General features: G+C 32.3%; 15 protein-coding genes. 7 read left to right on the forward strand and 8 right to left on the reverse strand.

Annotated elements, in window-relative coordinates; genetic code table 11:
* Window positions 1-195 precede the first annotated feature (195 nt).
* Window positions 196-378 carry a hypothetical protein gene (locus ATE84_RS15925; RefSeq protein ID WP_101448904.1) on the forward strand — a complete coding sequence of 61 codons (183 nt, stop codon included), beginning with the start codon at window positions 196-198 and terminating at the stop codon, window positions 376-378.
* Between the two features lie 19 nt (window positions 379-397).
* Here ATE84_RS15925 and ATE84_RS15930 read toward each other — a convergent pair whose 3' ends face one another.
* The 3 genes from ATE84_RS15930 to gcvT form a co-directional block, all read right to left on the reverse strand.
* Window positions 398-814 (reverse strand): thiol-disulfide oxidoreductase DCC family protein, encoded by a 417-nt coding sequence (locus ATE84_RS15930; RefSeq protein ID WP_101448905.1) that lies wholly within the window; start codon window positions 812-814, stop codon window positions 398-400.
* Between the two features lie 57 nt (window positions 815-871).
* Window positions 872-1,687 (reverse strand): sugar nucleotide-binding protein, encoded by an 816-nt coding sequence (locus tag ATE84_RS15935; protein WP_101448906.1) that lies wholly within the window; start codon window positions 1,685-1,687, stop codon window positions 872-874.
* Window positions 1,688-1,768: 81 nt separating this feature from the next.
* Window positions 1,769-2,851, reverse strand: coding sequence for a glycine cleavage system aminomethyltransferase GcvT (gene gcvT / locus ATE84_RS15940; RefSeq protein ID WP_101448907.1), 1,083 nt, complete (start codon window positions 2,849-2,851; stop codon window positions 1,769-1,771).
* A 237-nt stretch (window positions 2,852-3,088) separates the two neighbouring features.
* On the opposite strand from gcvT, the gene ATE84_RS15945 reads away from it, so the two are divergent.
* The 5 genes from ATE84_RS15945 (at window position 3,089) to ATE84_RS15965 (ending at window position 10,201) form a co-directional block, all read left to right on the forward strand.
* Window positions 3,089-3,502 carry a DUF3052 domain-containing protein gene (locus ATE84_RS15945; protein ID WP_101448908.1) on the forward strand — a complete coding sequence of 138 codons (414 nt, stop codon included), beginning with the start codon at window positions 3,089-3,091 and terminating at the stop codon, window positions 3,500-3,502.
* Between the two features lie 195 nt (window positions 3,503-3,697).
* The gene (locus ATE84_RS15950; protein ID WP_158237266.1) at window positions 3,698-4,270 is read left to right on the forward strand and encodes an RNA polymerase sigma-70 factor; all 573 of its coding nucleotides are present in this window, start codon (window positions 3,698-3,700) and stop codon (window positions 4,268-4,270) included.
* A 67-nt stretch (window positions 4,271-4,337) separates the two neighbouring features.
* Window positions 4,338-5,315, forward strand: coding sequence for a FecR family protein (locus ATE84_RS15955; RefSeq protein WP_101448910.1), 978 nt, complete (start codon window positions 4,338-4,340; stop codon window positions 5,313-5,315).
* An 87-nt stretch (window positions 5,316-5,402) separates the two neighbouring features.
* Window positions 5,403-8,789 (forward strand): TonB-dependent receptor, encoded by a 3,387-nt coding sequence (locus tag ATE84_RS15960; RefSeq protein ID WP_101448911.1) that lies wholly within the window; start codon window positions 5,403-5,405, stop codon window positions 8,787-8,789.
* Window positions 8,790-8,800: 11 nt separating this feature from the next.
* Window positions 8,801-10,201 (forward strand): RagB/SusD family nutrient uptake outer membrane protein, encoded by a 1,401-nt coding sequence (locus tag ATE84_RS15965; RefSeq protein WP_101448912.1) that lies wholly within the window; start codon window positions 8,801-8,803, stop codon window positions 10,199-10,201.
* Between the two features lie 259 nt (window positions 10,202-10,460).
* Here ATE84_RS15965 and ATE84_RS15970 read toward each other — a convergent pair whose 3' ends face one another.
* Window positions 10,461-11,459 carry an IS1595 family transposase gene (locus ATE84_RS15970; protein WP_101444842.1) on the reverse strand — a complete coding sequence of 333 codons (999 nt, stop codon included), beginning with the start codon at window positions 11,457-11,459 and terminating at the stop codon, window positions 10,461-10,463.
* A gap of 199 nt (window positions 11,460-11,658) precedes the next feature.
* Window positions 11,659-12,246: a hypothetical protein gene (locus ATE84_RS15975; protein ID WP_101448913.1), complete on the reverse strand. Its 588-nt coding sequence runs from the start codon at window positions 12,244-12,246 to the stop codon at window positions 11,659-11,661.
* Window positions 12,247-12,345: 99 nt separating this feature from the next.
* Here ATE84_RS15975 and ATE84_RS15980 point away from each other — a divergent pair, with 99 nt between their 5' ends.
* On the forward strand, window positions 12,346-13,230 hold the full coding sequence (locus ATE84_RS15980; RefSeq protein ID WP_101448914.1) for a M28 family metallopeptidase: 885 nt from the start codon (window positions 12,346-12,348) through the stop codon (window positions 13,228-13,230).
* A gap of 32 nt (window positions 13,231-13,262) precedes the next feature.
* On the opposite strand, the gene thrC is transcribed toward ATE84_RS15980, so the two are convergent.
* From thrC to thrA, 3 genes are read right to left on the reverse strand one after another with little or no spacing between them, the layout of a single operon-like run.
* On the reverse strand, window positions 13,263-14,552 hold the full coding sequence (gene thrC / locus ATE84_RS15985) for a threonine synthase (RefSeq protein ID WP_101448915.1): 1,290 nt from the start codon (window positions 14,550-14,552) through the stop codon (window positions 13,263-13,265).
* Window positions 14,553-14,558: 6 nt separating this feature from the next.
* On the reverse strand, window positions 14,559-15,500 hold the full coding sequence (locus tag ATE84_RS15990) for a homoserine kinase (protein WP_101448916.1): 942 nt from the start codon (window positions 15,498-15,500) through the stop codon (window positions 14,559-14,561).
* Between the two features lie 50 nt (window positions 15,501-15,550).
* Window positions 15,551-17,998, reverse strand: a complete 2,448-nt coding sequence (gene thrA, locus ATE84_RS15995) for a bifunctional aspartate kinase/homoserine dehydrogenase I (RefSeq protein WP_101448917.1) — start codon at window positions 17,996-17,998, stop codon at window positions 15,551-15,553.
* Between the last annotated feature and the right edge of the window lie 334 nt (window positions 17,999-18,332).

The raw sequence follows: 18,332 nt of genomic DNA on the forward strand, positions 1-18,332 counted from the left end.
ATGTATAGTGCTATTTTTTTTATAAAAACCAGTATTGAGTGAATTGCCCTTTTGATTTAGGTAACGTTTCTTTTTGAAGTTGTTTGTCTGTAATTTTAGTAGGGGAAAAACCCCCTATGCATTCTTAGTTATAATCCCCTTACGCCGTATTGTTCTTATCTATACATTTGAAGTATCACATAAACACTTATAAAAATGAAACGGCTTTTACTACCCATAGTGCTTATTACTTTTGCTGTAATATGTCTTAGTATTGTACATATTGATAACATTAATAAGCTAGATGCTCAATCAAATGAATTAAGAAAAAAACATGAAACAGAACGTGCAGTAGATTACCAAGCAAATAATCCTTCGACTATCAAGGATACTAAATGAAAGGCAATACATGATTCAATTACAATTGATCAATAAAAAGCGCATTGAGTTCTGGAGTTGGAATCATACAACTTTCTTTTTTGCCAAACCACTTATACCTGTTTTTGGCAATAATATCATAAATCCAATCTCTGAAGAACCTTGGTAAAATAAGAAAAACCGAGAGCATGGGATATATACCAGACAACTGTTTTGCAATATGTAGAGCAGCTGTTGATTTATAATAGTAAGCAATATTAGGATCAATTAGTAGTATAGAATCCAATTTTGAAGGATCAATATTTCTCTCTTCAATTAACCTTTTACCAATTTTACTTTGTAATGGTGCATAACGAAATAGGTCATTCTTGTCTCGTTTAATAATAAATAAGACCGTAGTGTTGCATAAATTACAAACACCATCAAATAATATAACCTTTTTCCCTTCTTCAATCATATTACAAAGATAATGGTAATATGCATCATTAATAATCAATTATAAATATATTAAGAATCATTTCACGGTTACAGAATCAATTACTTGTTGAGTAGTAATCTGAAGACTTCTAGGAAGCTTATTGTCTTTTGGTAAAACAGCAAGATAGCGATCATTATTTGAGTCATAAACTTGCTTGAAAACCGGATCTTCTAACTGAAGAGCATCACAAATTTCTTTAATTAGATCAAGATGATAAATAAGATCGGTACTCCCAAGGTGAAAGATGCCTTTCTTATTGCGATTAATAATATAATGTATCTGCAATGTTAATTTGGATATAGAAGTTGCATTAATAATTACATTAGGAAAAACCTCTATAGGAGCTTTAAGGTCATGAAGAGTTTTAAGCTCTTGTACTCTGGGAGTAGTAGAGCCAAAAACCATAGGTACACGAGCAATAACATATTTATGAGCAGGCAATCGCATTAGTGCATTTTCAATTTTTATTTTGAACCTTCCAAAAACACTATCGCTAAGCGTTTTGTCATATTCGTATGATGGGTAGTTACTAAAAGAATCAAATACGTTAGCACTAGAGATAAAAATAAGTCGGCATTTATGTTTCTGAATCCATTGTATGATACGTTGATGCGCATCTAATTGTGAATTAAAGTTGCCTCTAAGAGCAGTAATTATAACAGTAGGTTTAAGATTATCCAATAAAATAGAAATATCTTCCAATTCCATATCATATTGAAAGAATTTTTGATTTTTTTCAAAAAAGGTATTATCTGTACGGTATGTGCCATAGGTATCAAAATAAGAATTAAGCTCTTTATATAGTGCATTTCCTATAAAACCACTGGCTCCTATGATTAAAATTCTTTTCAATGCTAATTGTGTAAAAAAAATTAAGTTCCAAATATTACTACTGTAACTTTGAAACTTAACTATACTATTTTTATTGTAAAACTATCCTTTATAGAAAGGTAATTTTACTACTGTTGCAGGAATTGCATTTTTACGTACCTGAATATTTATTTTGCTTCCCGGTTTTGCAAAAACCGATGGAACATAGCCAAGACCGATTCCTTTTCCTAAAGAAGGCGACATTGTACCAGAAGTTACTATCCCAATAGTGTTTCCGTTTCCGTCTACAATATCATAATCATGACGAGGAATACCACGTTCATCTAACTCAAAACCAATTAGCTTTCGCTCTGCACCATGTTCTTTTTCTTTGGCTAAGGCATCTGCATTAATAAAATCTTTTGAGAATTTAGTAACCCACCCTAATCCAGCTTCAATAGGAGAGGTCGTATCATTGATGTCATTACCATAAAGGCAGTATCCCATTTCTAATCTCAATGTATCTCTGGCAGCTAGACCAATGGGCTTAATACCATAATCCGCTCCAGCTTCTAATACTTTACTCCAGATTTGTTCTACTTCAGAATTTTTGCAGTAGATTTCAAAACCACCACTACCAGTATATCCTGTGGCAGAAATAATAACATGTTCAATACCCGCAAAATCAGATACTTCAAAAGTATAAAATTTCATGGCTTCAAGATCAACAGAAGTTAAAGATTGCATGGCTGCAGCTGCTTTTGGTCCTTGGATAGCTAATAAAGAATATTCATCAGACAGATCGCGCATATCAGCATTCATTGTATTATGACCGCTTATCCAATCCCAATCTTTTTTGATATTAGATGCATTGACAACCATAAGATACTTCTGATCAGCAATTCTATATACAATTAGATCATCAACAACTCCTCCTTTATCATTTGGCAAATAACTATATTGTGCTTTTCCATCTACTAACTTAGAAGCATCATTAGAAGTTACTTTTTGGATAAGATCTAATGCATTAGGGCCTGTAATAAGAAACTCTCCCATATGGGATACATCAAAAACCCCAACACCTTTACGTACTGTTTCGTGTTCTATATTTACACCTTCGTAAGATACAGGCATATTATAACCAGCAAAAGGAACCATTTTAGCTCCCAAAGCAGTATGAATTTCTGTTAAAGCAGTATTTTGCATAATAGGATGATTTAGTGTTATAAAATTGACGCCGAATGTAAAAAACTTTGTGTAGGTATCCAATGCTTTTTTGGTATAATCCTAATAAGTTATCAGTTTCACATCATATTGATGATTAAAACTTATAGAAGGCGTAACAAATAGATAAAAGGTACAAAATAATTCTAAGAGAGCTTCTAATTCATCGCGTTTAGTAATTTTGAGAAGCGTTATTAATTTATTGTAAAACCACTTTTCATGTTAACAGGATATTCAGGCACACCTCTAGCCAAAAAATTAGGAATTAAAGACAATAATGTATTAATGCCATATAAGCAGCCAAACTATTATTATAGTCTCTTTTCAGATTTACCGAAAGGAATTAAAGAGATAAAGCAGGCTAAAAATGAAACTGTAGATTTTATTCATATTTTTTGCACGACTTTTAAAGAATTACAGGAAGTAGCAGTAATTTATAAAACTGCTTTAAAGAAGAAAGGGATGTTATGGATTAGCTGGCCTAAGGGAAGTTCTACCATTCCTACAGATCTTAAAAGAGATCCCATAAAAAATTATCTAATTAGCATAGGATTAATTGATGTTAAAGTAGCGGCAATAGATAATAATTGGAGCGGACTAAAATTTGTATATAGAATTGAAGATAGAAATTAATGAGGTAAAAACATTCTTTCGATACTTATTTTTGAAACGATGATGACAAAATAAAAAATCAATGAAAACCCTGCATGTATGCGTATGTAACAAAGGAATCCGGTTAGTTTTATTAAAATGAAATTTTTAATGTTAATTATTTGTTGTAGTATCGTTAAAAAAAAATATTTACCTTTATCATGAATTATTGTACAGGTGAAAAAGGAATCACAAATAACACAAAGTTTTTTTATTAAGAATATAAATGAAGGAAATGAAGAAGCCTTCAAGATTCTTTTTGAACTTTATTATGGTAAGTTATTATACGTAGCTCAAAGCTATGTTTCTAATAAAGAAGAAGCAGAAGAGATAGTACAAGATGTATTTGTGAAGACTTGGAAAAACAGAAAAAATATTGCCACAAATATCAATGGATACCTGTTTAAAAGTACTAAAAATTCCTGCCTAGACTATCTACGATCCAAAAAATATAAGCTTAGTAAAGCAAATAATATAGTACAACTTGAAGCATTTATAAATCATAAGGCACTTGCTGATAAAGATGCTTCTTCAATACTAGAAAAAGAATTAGAACAACAAATACAGACAGGTATTGAATTACTTCCTAAAAAATGTAAAAAAGTTTTTGTAAAAAGCCGAATTGAAGGTTTAAAGAATAGAGAAATATCTGACGAATTAGATATTTCTATTAAAACTGTAGAAAATCATATGTCTAAGGCTATAAAGCATATGAGGCTACATCTACGTGAATTTTTATCTTTTTTTTAAAAAAAACCATAAATTATTGGGGGGAAATACATATTTGTACGTCTGTATAAATATAAGACTGTAATTAATGCAAGAAAAAGACCTTATAAAGTATATAAAGGGAGATGCTAGTCCAGATGAAAAGAAATTAGTAATTGAATGGATTAAGAAAGATAGTGAGCACCAAAAAAGGTTCAGTTTACTCAAGGCAGAATATATTGCTTCTACTTTGGATTCGTTCAGTAATATGGATGTCAAGACACAATATCAACGTTTTGCTTCAAAGAAATCTAAAAAAAGAAAATATTACTATACGGCGGCTATTGCAGCATCAGTAGTAGTGCCTTTTATGATGTGGTATATGTTCACATCATCGTCTTATGATAATTCGATTGTTGATGTAACAGAAATTTTTGACTCTAGTACTAAAAATGTAACTACGGGTCATGGTGGATACAAAACAGTAGTTTTACCAGATGGCTCTACTATTGTATTAAATGCAAATAGTAGTCTTACTTATCCCAATACATTTACAGATAGTGTTAGAAAAGTTACTTTAATAGGGGAGGCGTTTTTTGATATAAAGAGAGATGTTACCAAGCCTTTTATTGTAACTACAGATCATATCAATATAAAGGTTTTAGGAACATCATTTAATGTGAAGTCTTATCCGAAAGATGAAAAAATTGAAACTACATTAGTAACAGGTAAAGTTGAAGTTTTTCAACAACAAAAAGAAAAGCCTATCGTTTTAGAACCGTCCCAAAGGGCAGTTTTTGATAAAGAAAAAAGTAATATCAAAGTGGATAGAGTTGATTCTAAAAGCATAGTTGCTTGGCAGGAAGGTAAATTAATTTTTGATAAAACTCCATTAAAACAAGTTGTTTTAGATCTAAACAGAAAATATAATGTAGAGTTTGTGATAAAATCTGATTCACTTCTCCAATATAAGTATACAGGAGAGTTTGATAACCTTACCCTAAAAGAAGTTTTAGAGTTACTTAAAATCTCTTCACCTATTAATTATAAATACGTAAACAACAAAGTCATGCTTAATTCAGAATAATAAATAGAGAAGAGGATGCTGTAACATCCTCCTCTATTAATCATTTAATTAGACTCAGAATTAGAATAATTAAAATCACACAAAATTATGAAAAAAAACCTTTCCGGAGTTTTCTTATCCAGAAAACATCTTATAAGAATTATGAAAATTTATTCTTTACTTATTTGTATTACCATTTCAAAACTATTTTCATTCAATACATATTCTCAAAATATATCCATTTCATTGGAGGAAGTTACGTTGCAGATGGCTATTGAAGAGATTGAACAAAAAAGTGAGTTTCGCTTCTTTTATAACAACAATTTGGTTGATATTTCAAGAAAAGTATCTCTTACAGCAACTAATGAACGAGTAAAAAAAGTACTATATGGACTATTTGATGATACTAATATAAATTTTAAGATTTATAAGAATCAAATAGTTTTATTTCCAAGAAATGTAAAAACATCAGATTTAGCACTTAAAAATCTATTAGATTATATCGAAGAAAAATCATTAGAGAAAGCTAAGAAAAGTACCATTAGTGATATAACAAAACCACAGCAAAACTTTGTAAGCGGTAATGTGAAAAGTAATGAAGGTTACCCTTTACCAGGAGTGAATGTAGTTATTAAAGGTACAAATAAAGGTACATTAACAGATTTTGATGGAAATTATAAATTAGAAGCAAATCAAGGAGATCCTCTGGTTTTTTCTTACGTAGGTTTCGAAACACTAGAAGTTATAGTGAATAAAAACACCATTGATGTAACACTAAAAGAAGATGTTAGTAATCTCGAGGAAGTGGTTGTAACAGGGTATGCGGTTCAGCGAAAATCTAGGCTTACAGGTTCAGCAATAAATGTAAAGTTAGAAGCTGTTAATGCTACACCTAGAGCAGCGATACAAGAAAGTATTCAAGGTAACGTTCCTGGAGTATTAGTAACTTCTGATAGTGGTCAACCTGGATCTACACCAAATGTAAGAATAAGAGGTGTTGGATCTTTCACTGCTTCATTTCCACTATACGTCATTGACGGTATACAGACAAGAGATGCTTCTATAATTACTTCTCTTAATCCAGGAGACATTAAAACAATTTCTGTTTTAAAAGATGCTGCTGCTACTTCTATTTATGGAACTAGAGGAGCTAATGGTGTCATTGTGATACAGACAAAATCAGGAGAACAGGGTAAAATGATTATTTCATATAGTGCACAAGCAGGATTATCTTCTCCAACAGTTGCAGATCGCTTTAGACCTCTTAATACCTCAGAATTACAAGAGTTATTGGTAGAAGGAGTACAAAATGCAGGAATCAGAGATAATGATAATGAAGCTTTGGCTTATATAACGGATAGAGGGTTTAATTCAGATGTGAATACTGATTGGTTTGATTTGTTAACTCAAGATGGTTTTTACCAACAACATGATCTATCATTAAGAGGAGGGAACGAAAACACAAAGTATTATATATCTGGAGGATACTTTAATCAAGAAGGAGTTATTGTTGGTTCTCAATTTGAAAGAATGAACTCAAGAATCAAATTAGACCAAAAAATAAATAACAAAATTCAAATTAGCGCCAATATATCTTACAACAAGAATATTTTTGATGAAAGACGAGATGGAGGATCTTTTGCAAATCCTGTAAGATCCATATATCGAATACGTCCTGATATTTCTCCTTATAATGAAGACGGAACTTATAATTTTAGATTCAACAGTACTCATAACCCAGTAGCTCAAGCTGAAACAGAAACAAGAAGAAATATTACACATAGAATTTTAGCCGGGGCTGACCTATCTTATGAAATATTGGATGGACTTTCGTTTGAATCATCAATTAATATGAATCAAGGATTTAGAGATGATTATATACGACTACCTGCTGGTTTTGGAGATGGCAGACCAACAGGAAGAGGAAATCAGGACTCTGATTTTTTATTCACTTGGCTATTTAGAAATATGTTGAGATATAATATGAGTTGGAGAAATCATAACATGTCAGCTTTTGGAGGGTATGAATTACAAAAAACTAGAAATAAATTTACAGATATACAGGTAGAAAACATACCCGATGGTTTTGTAGACTTAAATGCAGGTAGTTTACCTACAGAAGCTTCTACAAACAGAAGACAAAGTGGATTAAATTCTATATTCCTTAACGCAGAATATTCTTATAATGAGAAATATTTGATTAGTGGGTCGCTTAGACGTGATGGTAGTTCTACATTTAAGGATGATAACCAGTTTGGTGTTTTCTGGTCTGTTGGTATTGGTTGGAATATTGCCAACGAAGAGTTTATGAGTTCATTAAGTTTTATAAATGACTTTAAATTAAGAGCAAGTTATGGAGAGAATGGAAACGACCCTATTGCTGGTAATGAAAACTCTAATAGTGTAGATGATAATCCTTATGCAGTATTTGATCTTTTTTCTATTAATGATTATGATGGTAGTCCAGGATTGTTCTTTTCAGATTTAGGAAACCCTAATTTAAAATGGGAGGTTAACAAACCTCTGAATATTGGTATTGATTATTCGTTTTTTAACAATAGAATACAAGGGAGTTTTGATTGGTATAAAAGAGAAACTACAGACCTTATTAGAGCAAGACCTATTTCATCTACAAATGGAGACGTAGATATTGTACAAAATATTGGTGCAATGGAAAATACAGGAATAGAGTTTGATATCACTACACGTAATATTGTGAGCAGTAATAATGGTTTTAGTTGGACGACCAGTTTTAATTATACTACAAATAAAAATAAAGTCACAAAACTGTCTGATGGTGGAGAACCAATTATAGATGGTACTCGTATTACAGCAGTAGGAGAAGATTTTGAAACATTTTATTTGGTTCGATATGCAGGTGTAGATCCTGAAAATGGAGAAGCTTTATGGTTTATTAATGATGAATCAGATGCTACTACTAATAATTATGGTGATGCAGATCAGGTAATTATAGGGAATGCTACTCCTGATTTTTATGCAGGACTAAGAAATACATTTTCATATAAAGGAATCTCGTTAGATTTTCAGTTGTATAGTGCTTGGGGAGGTTTAGTGTATGATACCTGGAATAGATTTACACTTAGTGATGGATCTCGTAGACTCTCTAGTACAGGTAATGTAACTCGAGGTACATATGAAAGAAGATGGCAGCAACCGGGAGATGTTACAGATGTACCAGCTTTCGTATATGGTAATAGGCAAACTGGACAATCATCAAAGTCATCAAGCAGATTTATATATGATGGATCATTTATACGATTACGAGATGTGACTCTTGCATACAAATTACCTCTTAAGAGTATTGAGTCAATTGGACTTTCTTCTGCCAGAATTTATATCAAAGGAAACAATTTGTACACCTATATAAAAGATGATCGGTTGGAGAGAGACCCTGAGTCAGGATCAGATGGAAGGTTAAACCAGGAGATTCCGATTTCGAGAGCACTGTTCTTAGGTTTAGATTTAACATTTTAATTTATAGCATCATGAAAAATAATATAATATATACCCTTGTAGCATTAGTTTTGATGTTAAGTGCTTGTGAGGACACATTGGAGCAAGAATTTTCTGATAATGTAGAGGTTTCTAATGCCATTATAGATCTTAATTCTTTAAATTTAGCAGCAAATGGTTCCTATAGCTTATTTGCAGATACAGATGTGTATAACCGTACCGTGATGTTGCTTCCCGAAATTTTGTCTGACAATGCATTCATAGATGCATTTGATAATACAGGGAGATATTTGGATTTTGATTTATATACAGTAAACTCTAATAATAGATTCATAACCCCTGCTTGGGAAGATCTTACACGTATTATAGCTTCCACTTCAATAATTATAAAAAAGGCAGAGTTGTTATCCTTTCCTGAGTCAGAGCAGGAAGATGCCAAACAATATATAGGTGAAATGTATGCTTTAAGAGCATTGGCATTTCACAATCTTCAATTATTATTTGCGCAACCTTATAATTTTACACCTGATGCTTCTCATTTTGGAGTACCTATTCCTGATTTTGAAACTTTAGGGGATGGAGGTACTATTCAAGAACCAGGAAGAAGTACTACAGCAACAGTCTATGCTCAAATTGAAAATGATTTAGTAAAGGCTATAGATTTAATGGAAACAAAATCATCTCCTTCTAGAATGGATGTTTATGCAGCAAAAGCATTACTTGCCCGAGTGTATTTGCATATGGAAGATTGGGGAAAAGCAAGAGATATGGCTACCGATGTAATTGATAATAGTGGAAATAAACTATTAGAGAATCAGGAGTATATTGCAAGTTGGGCTTTAGATGATAATAGTGAGACATTATTTACATTGGTAAATAATGAAACCGATAATTCTGGAACAAACTCTATAGGTTATTTTTATCTTACTTATAAAGATGCTTTTGCTACTGATGATTTTGTTAATACTTTAAGTATGACTGATATTAGGAGAGAATTATACCCTACAGATGATGGAGTGAATTTGGTTAAAAAGTTCCCTAGAACAAACGTTCAGGATGATAATATTCAAATATTGAGGCTTTCCGAGATATATTTAATCAAAGCCGAGGCGCATGCACAATTAAATGAAAATATTGACGCTCAGCAAGCTCTGGATGCTATCATACAAAGAGCTGATCCAACAGTAGGAGCATCCACAGAAATAGGACAAGCACTAATCGATAAGGTTATTTTGGAAAGAAGAAAAGAATTAGCCTATGAAGGATTTAGGTTATATGATCTTACCAGATATGGAATGACATTTAGTAAATTTCTACAAGACGGAGATCCTATTGTAATTTCAGCTCCAGAAAACAGAACAGTTATGCCTATACCTGTAGATGAGATTAATGTAAATCCAAATATTGCAAATCAACAAAATCCAGGATACTAACTATATAGAAGTTGCACTGAAGATGTCGGTATACATGATAGAAATTAAGGATGTCAGTACCTGACAATAGGTTCGCACCAAGAAAATTAATGGTAACATTTATGAATGCTACAGGTGCACGAATGATTTTATATTTAAAAAAGAATTTTACAAAAAAATATAGAGATTTGAGTTAGTTATTATTGATAAATGGGCTCGACCTAATATTGAGCATTAGTCGAGCTCATTTTTATTAGTAACTTTTTTTTAATTATCATGGCTAAGTTCTAAAAAGCATATTATTTACTACTATGTTTTTAAATTCCATCCAGGCAGTATTGGAAGCAAAGGCTATAGCTGCTACGGTTGCCATTTTACTGGTTGAATTTTTTATTTTTTCTAAGACTAAAAACCAATTCAGATAATTCTGAAGGTATTTTGTTGCCACTCCATTGAAGGGCTCCATAAATTTCCTTAGACGCATATCCATATTATTCACATTTTGTACGTGATATATTTTGTCAACAGCTCTTTGACCCTTCGAAGCATTAAATTTTTTGTGTGCTACCTTCTTGTCTTTTGCAAATGCAGTATAGCTTCTGTGACTGTCGCTACAAAGGGTTTCTACTTTAGCCAACTTCCCTTGTAATATAGTCTCCAAGTCACTTTTACTAATGCGACCTCTGGTAGCTACTTTGAAATCTTTGTTCCCTGATCGGTCACAACTGGCTATCACAGCTACTTTTTCATTACTGAGACCAGCTTTACTTGCCTTTGCGCCACGTTTTCTAGCAGGACGATCCAAATTTCGATTCCCTTTTTCAGAGTAAGCAAAGAAAAGATCATCACTCTCTAGGATTCCTTGGAATTCATCCACACTTACGCTCCCAAAGGAGACAAGTAATTTGTGCCTCCAATCAAAAGAAGTCTGAATAGAAATCCCTGTTTCTTTGGCACTCTTGCGAATACTATATCCAGAGAGTAAACAGAATAAATAACGATTAACTTTGTCTTTCTTCTTGAGGTTGTACCAGAACTTACCGGTAGTTTCACTAAAGTTTTTATGACAAGTATTACAAACATAGCGCTGTACTCCTTTGAGCTTACCATTAGCCTTAATTTTATTGCACTTACAATGAGGACAGCTTATGGCTTTACTCTGATTGCTATCAATCAGGGCTGAACCCTCAGTAGAGATCTCCAATAATGTGGAAACAATTTCTGATTGAACCAAAGCCGATGAACTAATGAAAAAATCTCTAAAATCTTCTGGTATCATTTCTCCGTTTTTATAAAGTAAAGATAAAACATATTCTAATTAGAACTTAGCCATTATCATCTGTGGTTAATCATTACATCTCCAGTTAAAAATCCATACTTTAAACTATTTTGATATATTACCTATACTTAGGACACAAAATGAGCGATCGAGATTAACGAGAACAGTAAAGTAAATTTGATGAATTGAAAAGGATTTGTTAATTACAATTGATAGTAGCGGTTACCTTTTTTAGTTTCTTCCAAATTTGATGTTGGTAGGGTTTTGGAGATATATTAAACAATACAAGGTGTTTATTTTGCAGCTCACACATACTATAACTTACCGTAATATTTAGATTCACTTCTTTTTTTGTAGTAAAAGCATCATAAGTGAGTATTTTTCCTACATATAAAGAATCATTTACTTTTTCAAAAAAAGCTTTAGACTTAGAGATTTCATTATTTTGTTCTGGATTCATTTTGGATACTGAACTCATTAAACCATCAAAATAAGTTTCTATTTCGGATTCAAGTTTTTTGGCGGATAGCTGTGGATCTTCACTTAAATTCCATAAAAACACATATGAAAAATAGTCAGAAGAGCTCTCTTCCCCCCATTCTGGCGCGAAACGTACATATTCGATACCTGAATATTGTAAAGAAGTGGCAAATTCTAATGGAAATTCAATAACTTCGCCTTTCCAATTCTCTGGAGCACTTAATAAATTTTTAGTGTTGGTATCAGTACCACATTGAATAAATAATGATGTTAATAGAATAAAAGGTATGATTTTTGCAAAAGACATATTAAAGTATTATTTTAAGCAATAAAAATACAAAATTGTTTAATTACAAATTTTTAATAAATTTGTGTTAAAGGGAAAAAAGAATACAAAACCTACAAAATGAATTATTATAGAGAATTTTTACTATTATTTATTTTCGTAATTCAGATGGCCCCAGCTCAGACTGAACAAGATCGAAAAGAAGCAGAGATTATTAATGTCCAAAAAGGAATTGTTGCCAAACTTACCGGCCACGAACCTATAAAAGGCAAGAAAAAATTAAAAAGTAGAGCAAGCAAATCTGAGAGAAAGATTTCTGCTGACTTTTTATATAACTCCTTAAAAGATATAGGACTTAAACCTGAAAGGCATAGTTATAATGTAAAGGATAAAAAAGGAAACTTATTTAATGGCGCAAATATTTATGCAGATATTCCTGCTACCAATGGTAGTGATGAATATGTCATATTAGCAGCACATTTTGATACAGTTGAAAATAGTCCTGGTGCAGTTCATAATGCTACAGGTGTTGCAATTGCATATTATGTTGCTATGAAATTGGTAGAACTAAAGGAGCGTAAAAGAAATTTTATGGTTGTGTTTTTTGATCATTGGAAAAGTAATATGGTGGGTACAAGAATGTTCACCAAAAAATTGAAAGACGAAGAATATAAAATTCATTCTATGCACCGATCTGATTATATGGGTTGGGATAATGATGAAGATAGAGCAATAGAAATGTTAGCATCTAGTCTTAGTTTAGAGTCATTATACCGTATAGAATCTCCAGTACCTATTTATAAGAGAGAAGTAGCTACACCAGAGAGTAGATTTTTTGCCAATTTTGGTTTCGAAACTGTAACACTTACAGCAGAATTGAAAAATGCAGATAACTCACCTTTTGTACGTAAAAGTGAAGATAAGTATACAACGGTAAATTTTAAATACCTGGCATCTACAACTGATATCGTTCATGGGGTAATGAAATCCCTAGCTAAAGATTGAAAAAATAAAGACTATATTTTAGAAAAGAGTGCTTACTTAAGTAAGCACTCTTTTAATTTTTCATAACTATTTACCTTTATACTGTGTTTTTTCTTATCCATTATTTGTTGGATTTGATTAGGAATCTCTATAGTCGTACCTAAAGTATCTTCAACAATATTTAAAAATTTAACCGGGTGCGCGGTTTCTAGAAATATACCATATTCATCATTAGTTAGCTCTTGTTCTTTAAGACCTAAATATCCAACAGCCCCATGTGGGTCAGAAATATATCCTGTTTCATTATATATCATTTTCATCGCTTCTCTGGTCTGATCATCATTAAAACTATATGCAGAGAAATTATTCTTAAGCTCAGTAAAACTATGATTAAAAAGCTGTTGTATTCTAATAAAATTGCTAGGATTACCAACATCCATTGCATTTGAAATGGTAGCTTTTGATGGTTTTGGTTGATATTCTGAAGTCTCTAAATATCTAACAACAGTATCATTTATATTGGTCGAGGCTACAAATTGTTTAACAGGAAGCCCTAATTTATGAGCAACAATTCCTGCGCAAATATTACCAAAATTACCACTTGGAACAGAAAATACAATATCTTTTTTCTTATGTTTAACTTGTTTGTAGGCAAATAAGAAATAAAATAATTGAGGAAGCCATCGAGCTACATTAATTGAATTTGCTGAGGTTAATTGTTTGTGATTAGTAATGCTTGCATCCAGAAAAGCAGTTTTTACCATTTCCTGACAGTCATCAAAAACCCCGTCAATTTCTAGGGCCGTTATATTTTGCCCAAGTGTAGTTAGTTGTTTCTCTTGTATTTCACTTACTTTCCCGCTTGGATAGAGAATAACCACATTTACACCTTTTACTCCCAAAAAACCATTTGCAACTGCACCACCAGTATCTCCAGAAGTAGCAACCAAAACGGTAACCTGGTTTTCGTTGTTTTTATTAAAATACTCTAAACATCGTGCCATAAAACGAGCTCCAACATCTTTAAAAGCCATTGTTGGACCATGAAATAGCTCTAATGTTCCTATATTATTTTCGACTTCTATAACAGGAAAATCAAAACTTAAAACATCTGCCAGAATATCTCGTAACTCTGGTTCTGGTATTTCATCTCCTACAAATTGCTGTATTGCTTGATACGCAATTTCGATATTATCCAGATGTTCTATGTTTTCAAAAAACGAACTAGGGAGTGGTGTTATATTTTCTGGAAAGTATAATCCTCGATCTGGAGCTAAACCTTTTATGACAGCTTCAGAAAAAGATACTTTAGGAGCATTATTATTTAAACTATAGTATTGCATTGTTTTTTATTTTCTGTATTCAGTTTCTTCTATTATTTTAATTCCTTTGCTATTAATTTTTGAGATGTGTATATCAAAATCAATTCCTGTTTTGTTATAAATATCGTTTATTGCATCTGCTACGTCGTTTGCAATCTTTATACCTTTGCTTAGCGCAAAAATTGAAGGCCCTGAACCAGATATTCCTGAGCCCAAGGCACCCTTTGCAATAGCAGCATTTTTAACATTGTTAAATTCTGGAATTAAGATAGATCGCAAAGGTTCGATAATTACATCATCTAAACTTCTACCGATTAAATCATAATCTTCTGTAAACAACCCGGCTACTAATCCACCAACATTTCCCCATTGGTGAATTGCTTTTTTTAGCGTTACTTTATGTTTGATTACAGATCGGGAATCTGATGTTTTTACTTCGATTTGTGGGTGAATAACTGTCATTACCAAGTCTTTTGGAGAATGTAGTTTTATAATATCCAATGGGGCATAACTGCGTACCAAAGTAAATCCACCAAGAAGGGCAGGAGCAACATTATCTGCATGTGCATTACCACTTGCCAATTTCTCACCTTCCATAGCAAATTTTACCAATTCGTGCGTGGTAAATGGAGAGCCTAATAAATAATTTACAGCCCAAACGGCGCCAGAGCTACTGGCTGCGCTACTTCCAATTCCACTACCAGCTTTTATCTTTTTGTAAATTTCAATATTTACGCCTACATCTTTTCCGTATGCTTCAAGAAAAGCTTCAACAGCAACACCAGCAACATTTTTATGAGTTTCCATCGGAAGGTTAGCTCCTTCAATCTTTGTTATTTTTACACCTGGTTCTGAAGTAATAGAAATTACCATTTCATCACCAACATTATCCAGACAACATCCTAATACGTCAAATCCACAAGATAGATTAGCAACGGTAGCGGGTGCGAATATTTTAATACTTTTCATCTGTTTTATATATTATTTTAGACGTCATATTTCGACTGTACTATTTCAAATTATTTGCTTTTACCAATCCTTATGATATCAGCAAAAATACCAGAAGCAGTAACTTCGGCTCCAGCCCCAGCTCCTTTAACAATGAGTGGTTGTTTAGGATATCTGTCTGTATAAAAAAGAACAATATTATCACTTCCTTCCAGATTATAAAATGGATGGCCGACTGGTATATGCTGCAATCCAACTTTGGCATTTTCTGCTTCATATTGTGCTACATACTTCAATCGACATTCATTTTTATTAGCCTCTGCAAGGATTTTTTTAAAATGTTCTTCATTTTGAGCTAGTGAATTAAAGAATTCATCCACACTTTTGGCCTCTAAGCTTTCCTGAGGAAGAAATGCTTCGTTCTCTATATTTTCTAGCTCCATAACTTTTTCACTTTCACGGGCTAGGATCAATATTTTTCTAGCCACATCAACCCCACTCAAATCGATCTTTGGATCTGGTTCTGTGTAGCCTTGTTGCTGAGCTTGTTTTACGATATCATGAAAAGTAACTTCTTCAGTATAATTATTAAACACAAAATTAAGACTACCTGATAGTACAGCTTGTATTTTGTGAATATTATCTCCAGAAGCTATCAAATTGTTAAGTGTATCAATTATTGGTAATCCTGCTCCAACATTGGTTTCATATAAAAATGGAGCATTAAATTTTCTGGAGAGATCTTGCAATTCTTCATAATTTGAATATTCATCGGCACATGCAATTTTATTACAAGTTACAACTGCCATGCTCTCTGCCAGGTAATGTTTATAGATCTTAGCAATATTGGGATTTGCAGTATTGTCTACAAAGATAGAGTTACGTAGATTTGTTTCTTTTGCTTTGGTGAAAAATGATTTTGCATTGGCCTTTTTTCCTTGTGCAAGAATTTCTTGCCATGAGTTGAGGTCAATTCCATTTTCATTAAAGATCATTTTTTTGGAATTTGATATTCCGGCCACACGAATTTTTAAATGTAATTTATTCTTAAGGTATTTATCTTGTTGTTGGAGTTGTTCTAGTAGTTTACTACCTACGTTTCCTACACCAGTTATAAATAGATTTAATTGTTTAGTCTTTACTTCAAAAAATCGTTCATGTAATATGTTTAAGGCTTTTTTAATGTCTTTTTTGGCTATTACAACAGAAATATTCTTTTCTGAAGCACCTTGCGCGATAGCTCTAATATTTACATTGTTTTTACCTAGCGTACTAAACATTTTTCCGCTTAATCCTTGATGATGATACATATTATCACCAACCAATGCTATGATAGCGACATCATTTTCTATTTTTACAGGATCTAGTTTATGTTTAGAGATCTCAAATTCAAATGTGGTATCCAAAATCGCTTTGGCTTTCTCTGCTTCTGAAGCTTCGACAGCAAGGCATATAGAATGCTCAGACGAAGCTTGAGTAATAAGGATGACATTTATATTTTCTAAAAACAAAGCTTCAAATAGTCGTTTAGAAAATCCAGGGATACCAACCATGCCACTTCCTTCTAGAGAAATAATCGCGATACTATCAATATGACTAATCCCGGTTACAGGTTTTTTTCTTTCCTCTACTTTTCGAGTAATAAGAGTTCCTTGATCCTTTGGTTTAAAAGTATTTTTAATAACTATCGGTATATTCTTTTCTAATACAGGATGTATAGTAGGAGGGTAGATTACTTTAGCTCCAAAATGAGAAAGTTCCATGGCTTCCTGATATGAAATATGATGTACAGGTTTAGCTTGTTTTACTAGTTTTGGGTTAGCGGTATATAGACCACTCACATCTGTCCAGATTTGCAATTCGTTAGCATCAATAGCTGCTGCCAGAATAGCTGCGGTAAAATCAGACCCACCTCTTCCTAGGGTAGTAGGTTCACCATTTTGTGTTCTTGCTACAAAACCAGGAAAAAGACTTACTTTATGTATACTGTTATTTGCAAATTTTTTGATTCTCGCATTAGTTTCTTTATAATCAATTATGACTTTAGAATTAGTTGTTTTAACAATGAGCTCTCTAGAATCTTTTAAAACAATATCTAAACCTTTTATTTTGGCTGCTTCGGTAATGATATATGAAGAAAGCATCTCTCCAAAACTTGCAATTACAGCAGCTGTTTTAAGGGATAACTCACTTAATAAATATACTCCTTCACATAATGATTCAAGGGTGTTAAGTTCAGCTTTGACCTTACTAAGTATGGCACTTTGAGACAGTACAGGAATAAGAGTTTTAACAGCTTCAAAATGTGTTTTTTCAATTTCTACCAGTGTGTTTTTATAGTTTTCATTATTAGCAGAAGCCTCTTCTCCAGCTTGTAGCAGTAAATCGGTAATTCCGCCCATTGCAGAAACTACAACATATAAAGATTGTTTTTGAGATTGTTGTTTAATGATTTCTATTACACTTTCTATGGCCGATGCATTAGCGACAGAAGAACCTCCAAATTTTAGAACGTTCATGATATATTATATTTTTTAAGTTGAAATAATTTATAAAAGTTTTGTTGGTAATTCTTTTGTCAGAATTACGTATGTGCAGTGATATTATATAAATGAACTAACCCCTAAGGGTAATAATAGTAATAGTACCTGTAGTAATAGAAGAAGCCTCAGAAACAATAATTGTTCCTAAGGTAATTAATAAAGCCAATAAGAAAATGGTACTAAACATTTGTTTGCTTTACTTTGCGAGTTCAAATGTATAATTTTTTAATTTTAAAGAAAATTAAATTAACAGCATCCTTAAATTTTTGTTAATTCAATAATTAAAGACTTGTTTCATTATGTAATTCCT

Source organism: Aquimarina sp. MAR_2010_214 (genome assembly GCF_002846555.1).
Lineage (GTDB): Bacteria > Bacteroidota > Bacteroidia > Flavobacteriales > Flavobacteriaceae > Aquimarina.

Bases quoted from the DNA above. Each gene is read 5' to 3' on its own strand.
- ATE84_RS15970 (WP_101444842.1), bottom strand. From the start codon at position 11,459: ATGATACCAGAAGATTTTAGAGATTTTTTCATTAGTTCATCGGCTTTG.
- ATE84_RS15990 (WP_101448916.1), bottom strand. From the start codon at position 15,500: ATGAAAAGTATTAAAATATTCGCACCCGCTACCGTTGCTAATCTATCT.
- ATE84_RS15955 (WP_101448910.1), top strand. From the start codon at position 4,338: ATGCAAGAAAAAGACCTTATAAAGTATATAAAGGGAGATGCTAGTCCA.
- ATE84_RS15930 (WP_101448905.1), bottom strand. From the start codon at position 814: ATGATTGAAGAAGGGAAAAAGGTTATATTATTTGATGGTGTTTGTAAT.
- gcvT (WP_101448907.1), bottom strand. From the start codon at position 2,851: ATGCAAAATACTGCTTTAACAGAAATTCATACTGCTTTGGGAGCTAAA.
- ATE84_RS15925 (WP_101448904.1), top strand. From the start codon at position 196: ATGAAACGGCTTTTACTACCCATAGTGCTTATTACTTTTGCTGTAATA.
- thrC (WP_101448915.1), bottom strand. From the start codon at position 14,552: ATGCAATACTATAGTTTAAATAATAATGCTCCTAAAGTATCTTTTTCT.
- thrA (WP_101448917.1), bottom strand. From the start codon at position 17,998: ATGAACGTTCTAAAATTTGGAGGTTCTTCTGTCGCTAATGCATCGGCC.
- ATE84_RS15980 (WP_101448914.1), top strand. From the start codon at position 12,346: ATGAATTATTATAGAGAATTTTTACTATTATTTATTTTCGTAATTCAG.
- ATE84_RS15945 (WP_101448908.1), top strand. From the start codon at position 3,089: ATGTTAACAGGATATTCAGGCACACCTCTAGCCAAAAAATTAGGAATT.
- ATE84_RS15960 (WP_101448911.1), top strand. From the start codon at position 5,403: ATGAAAAAAAACCTTTCCGGAGTTTTCTTATCCAGAAAACATCTTATA.
- ATE84_RS15975 (WP_101448913.1), bottom strand. From the start codon at position 12,246: ATGTCTTTTGCAAAAATCATACCTTTTATTCTATTAACATCATTATTT.
- ATE84_RS15965 (WP_101448912.1), top strand. From the start codon at position 8,801: ATGAAAAATAATATAATATATACCCTTGTAGCATTAGTTTTGATGTTA.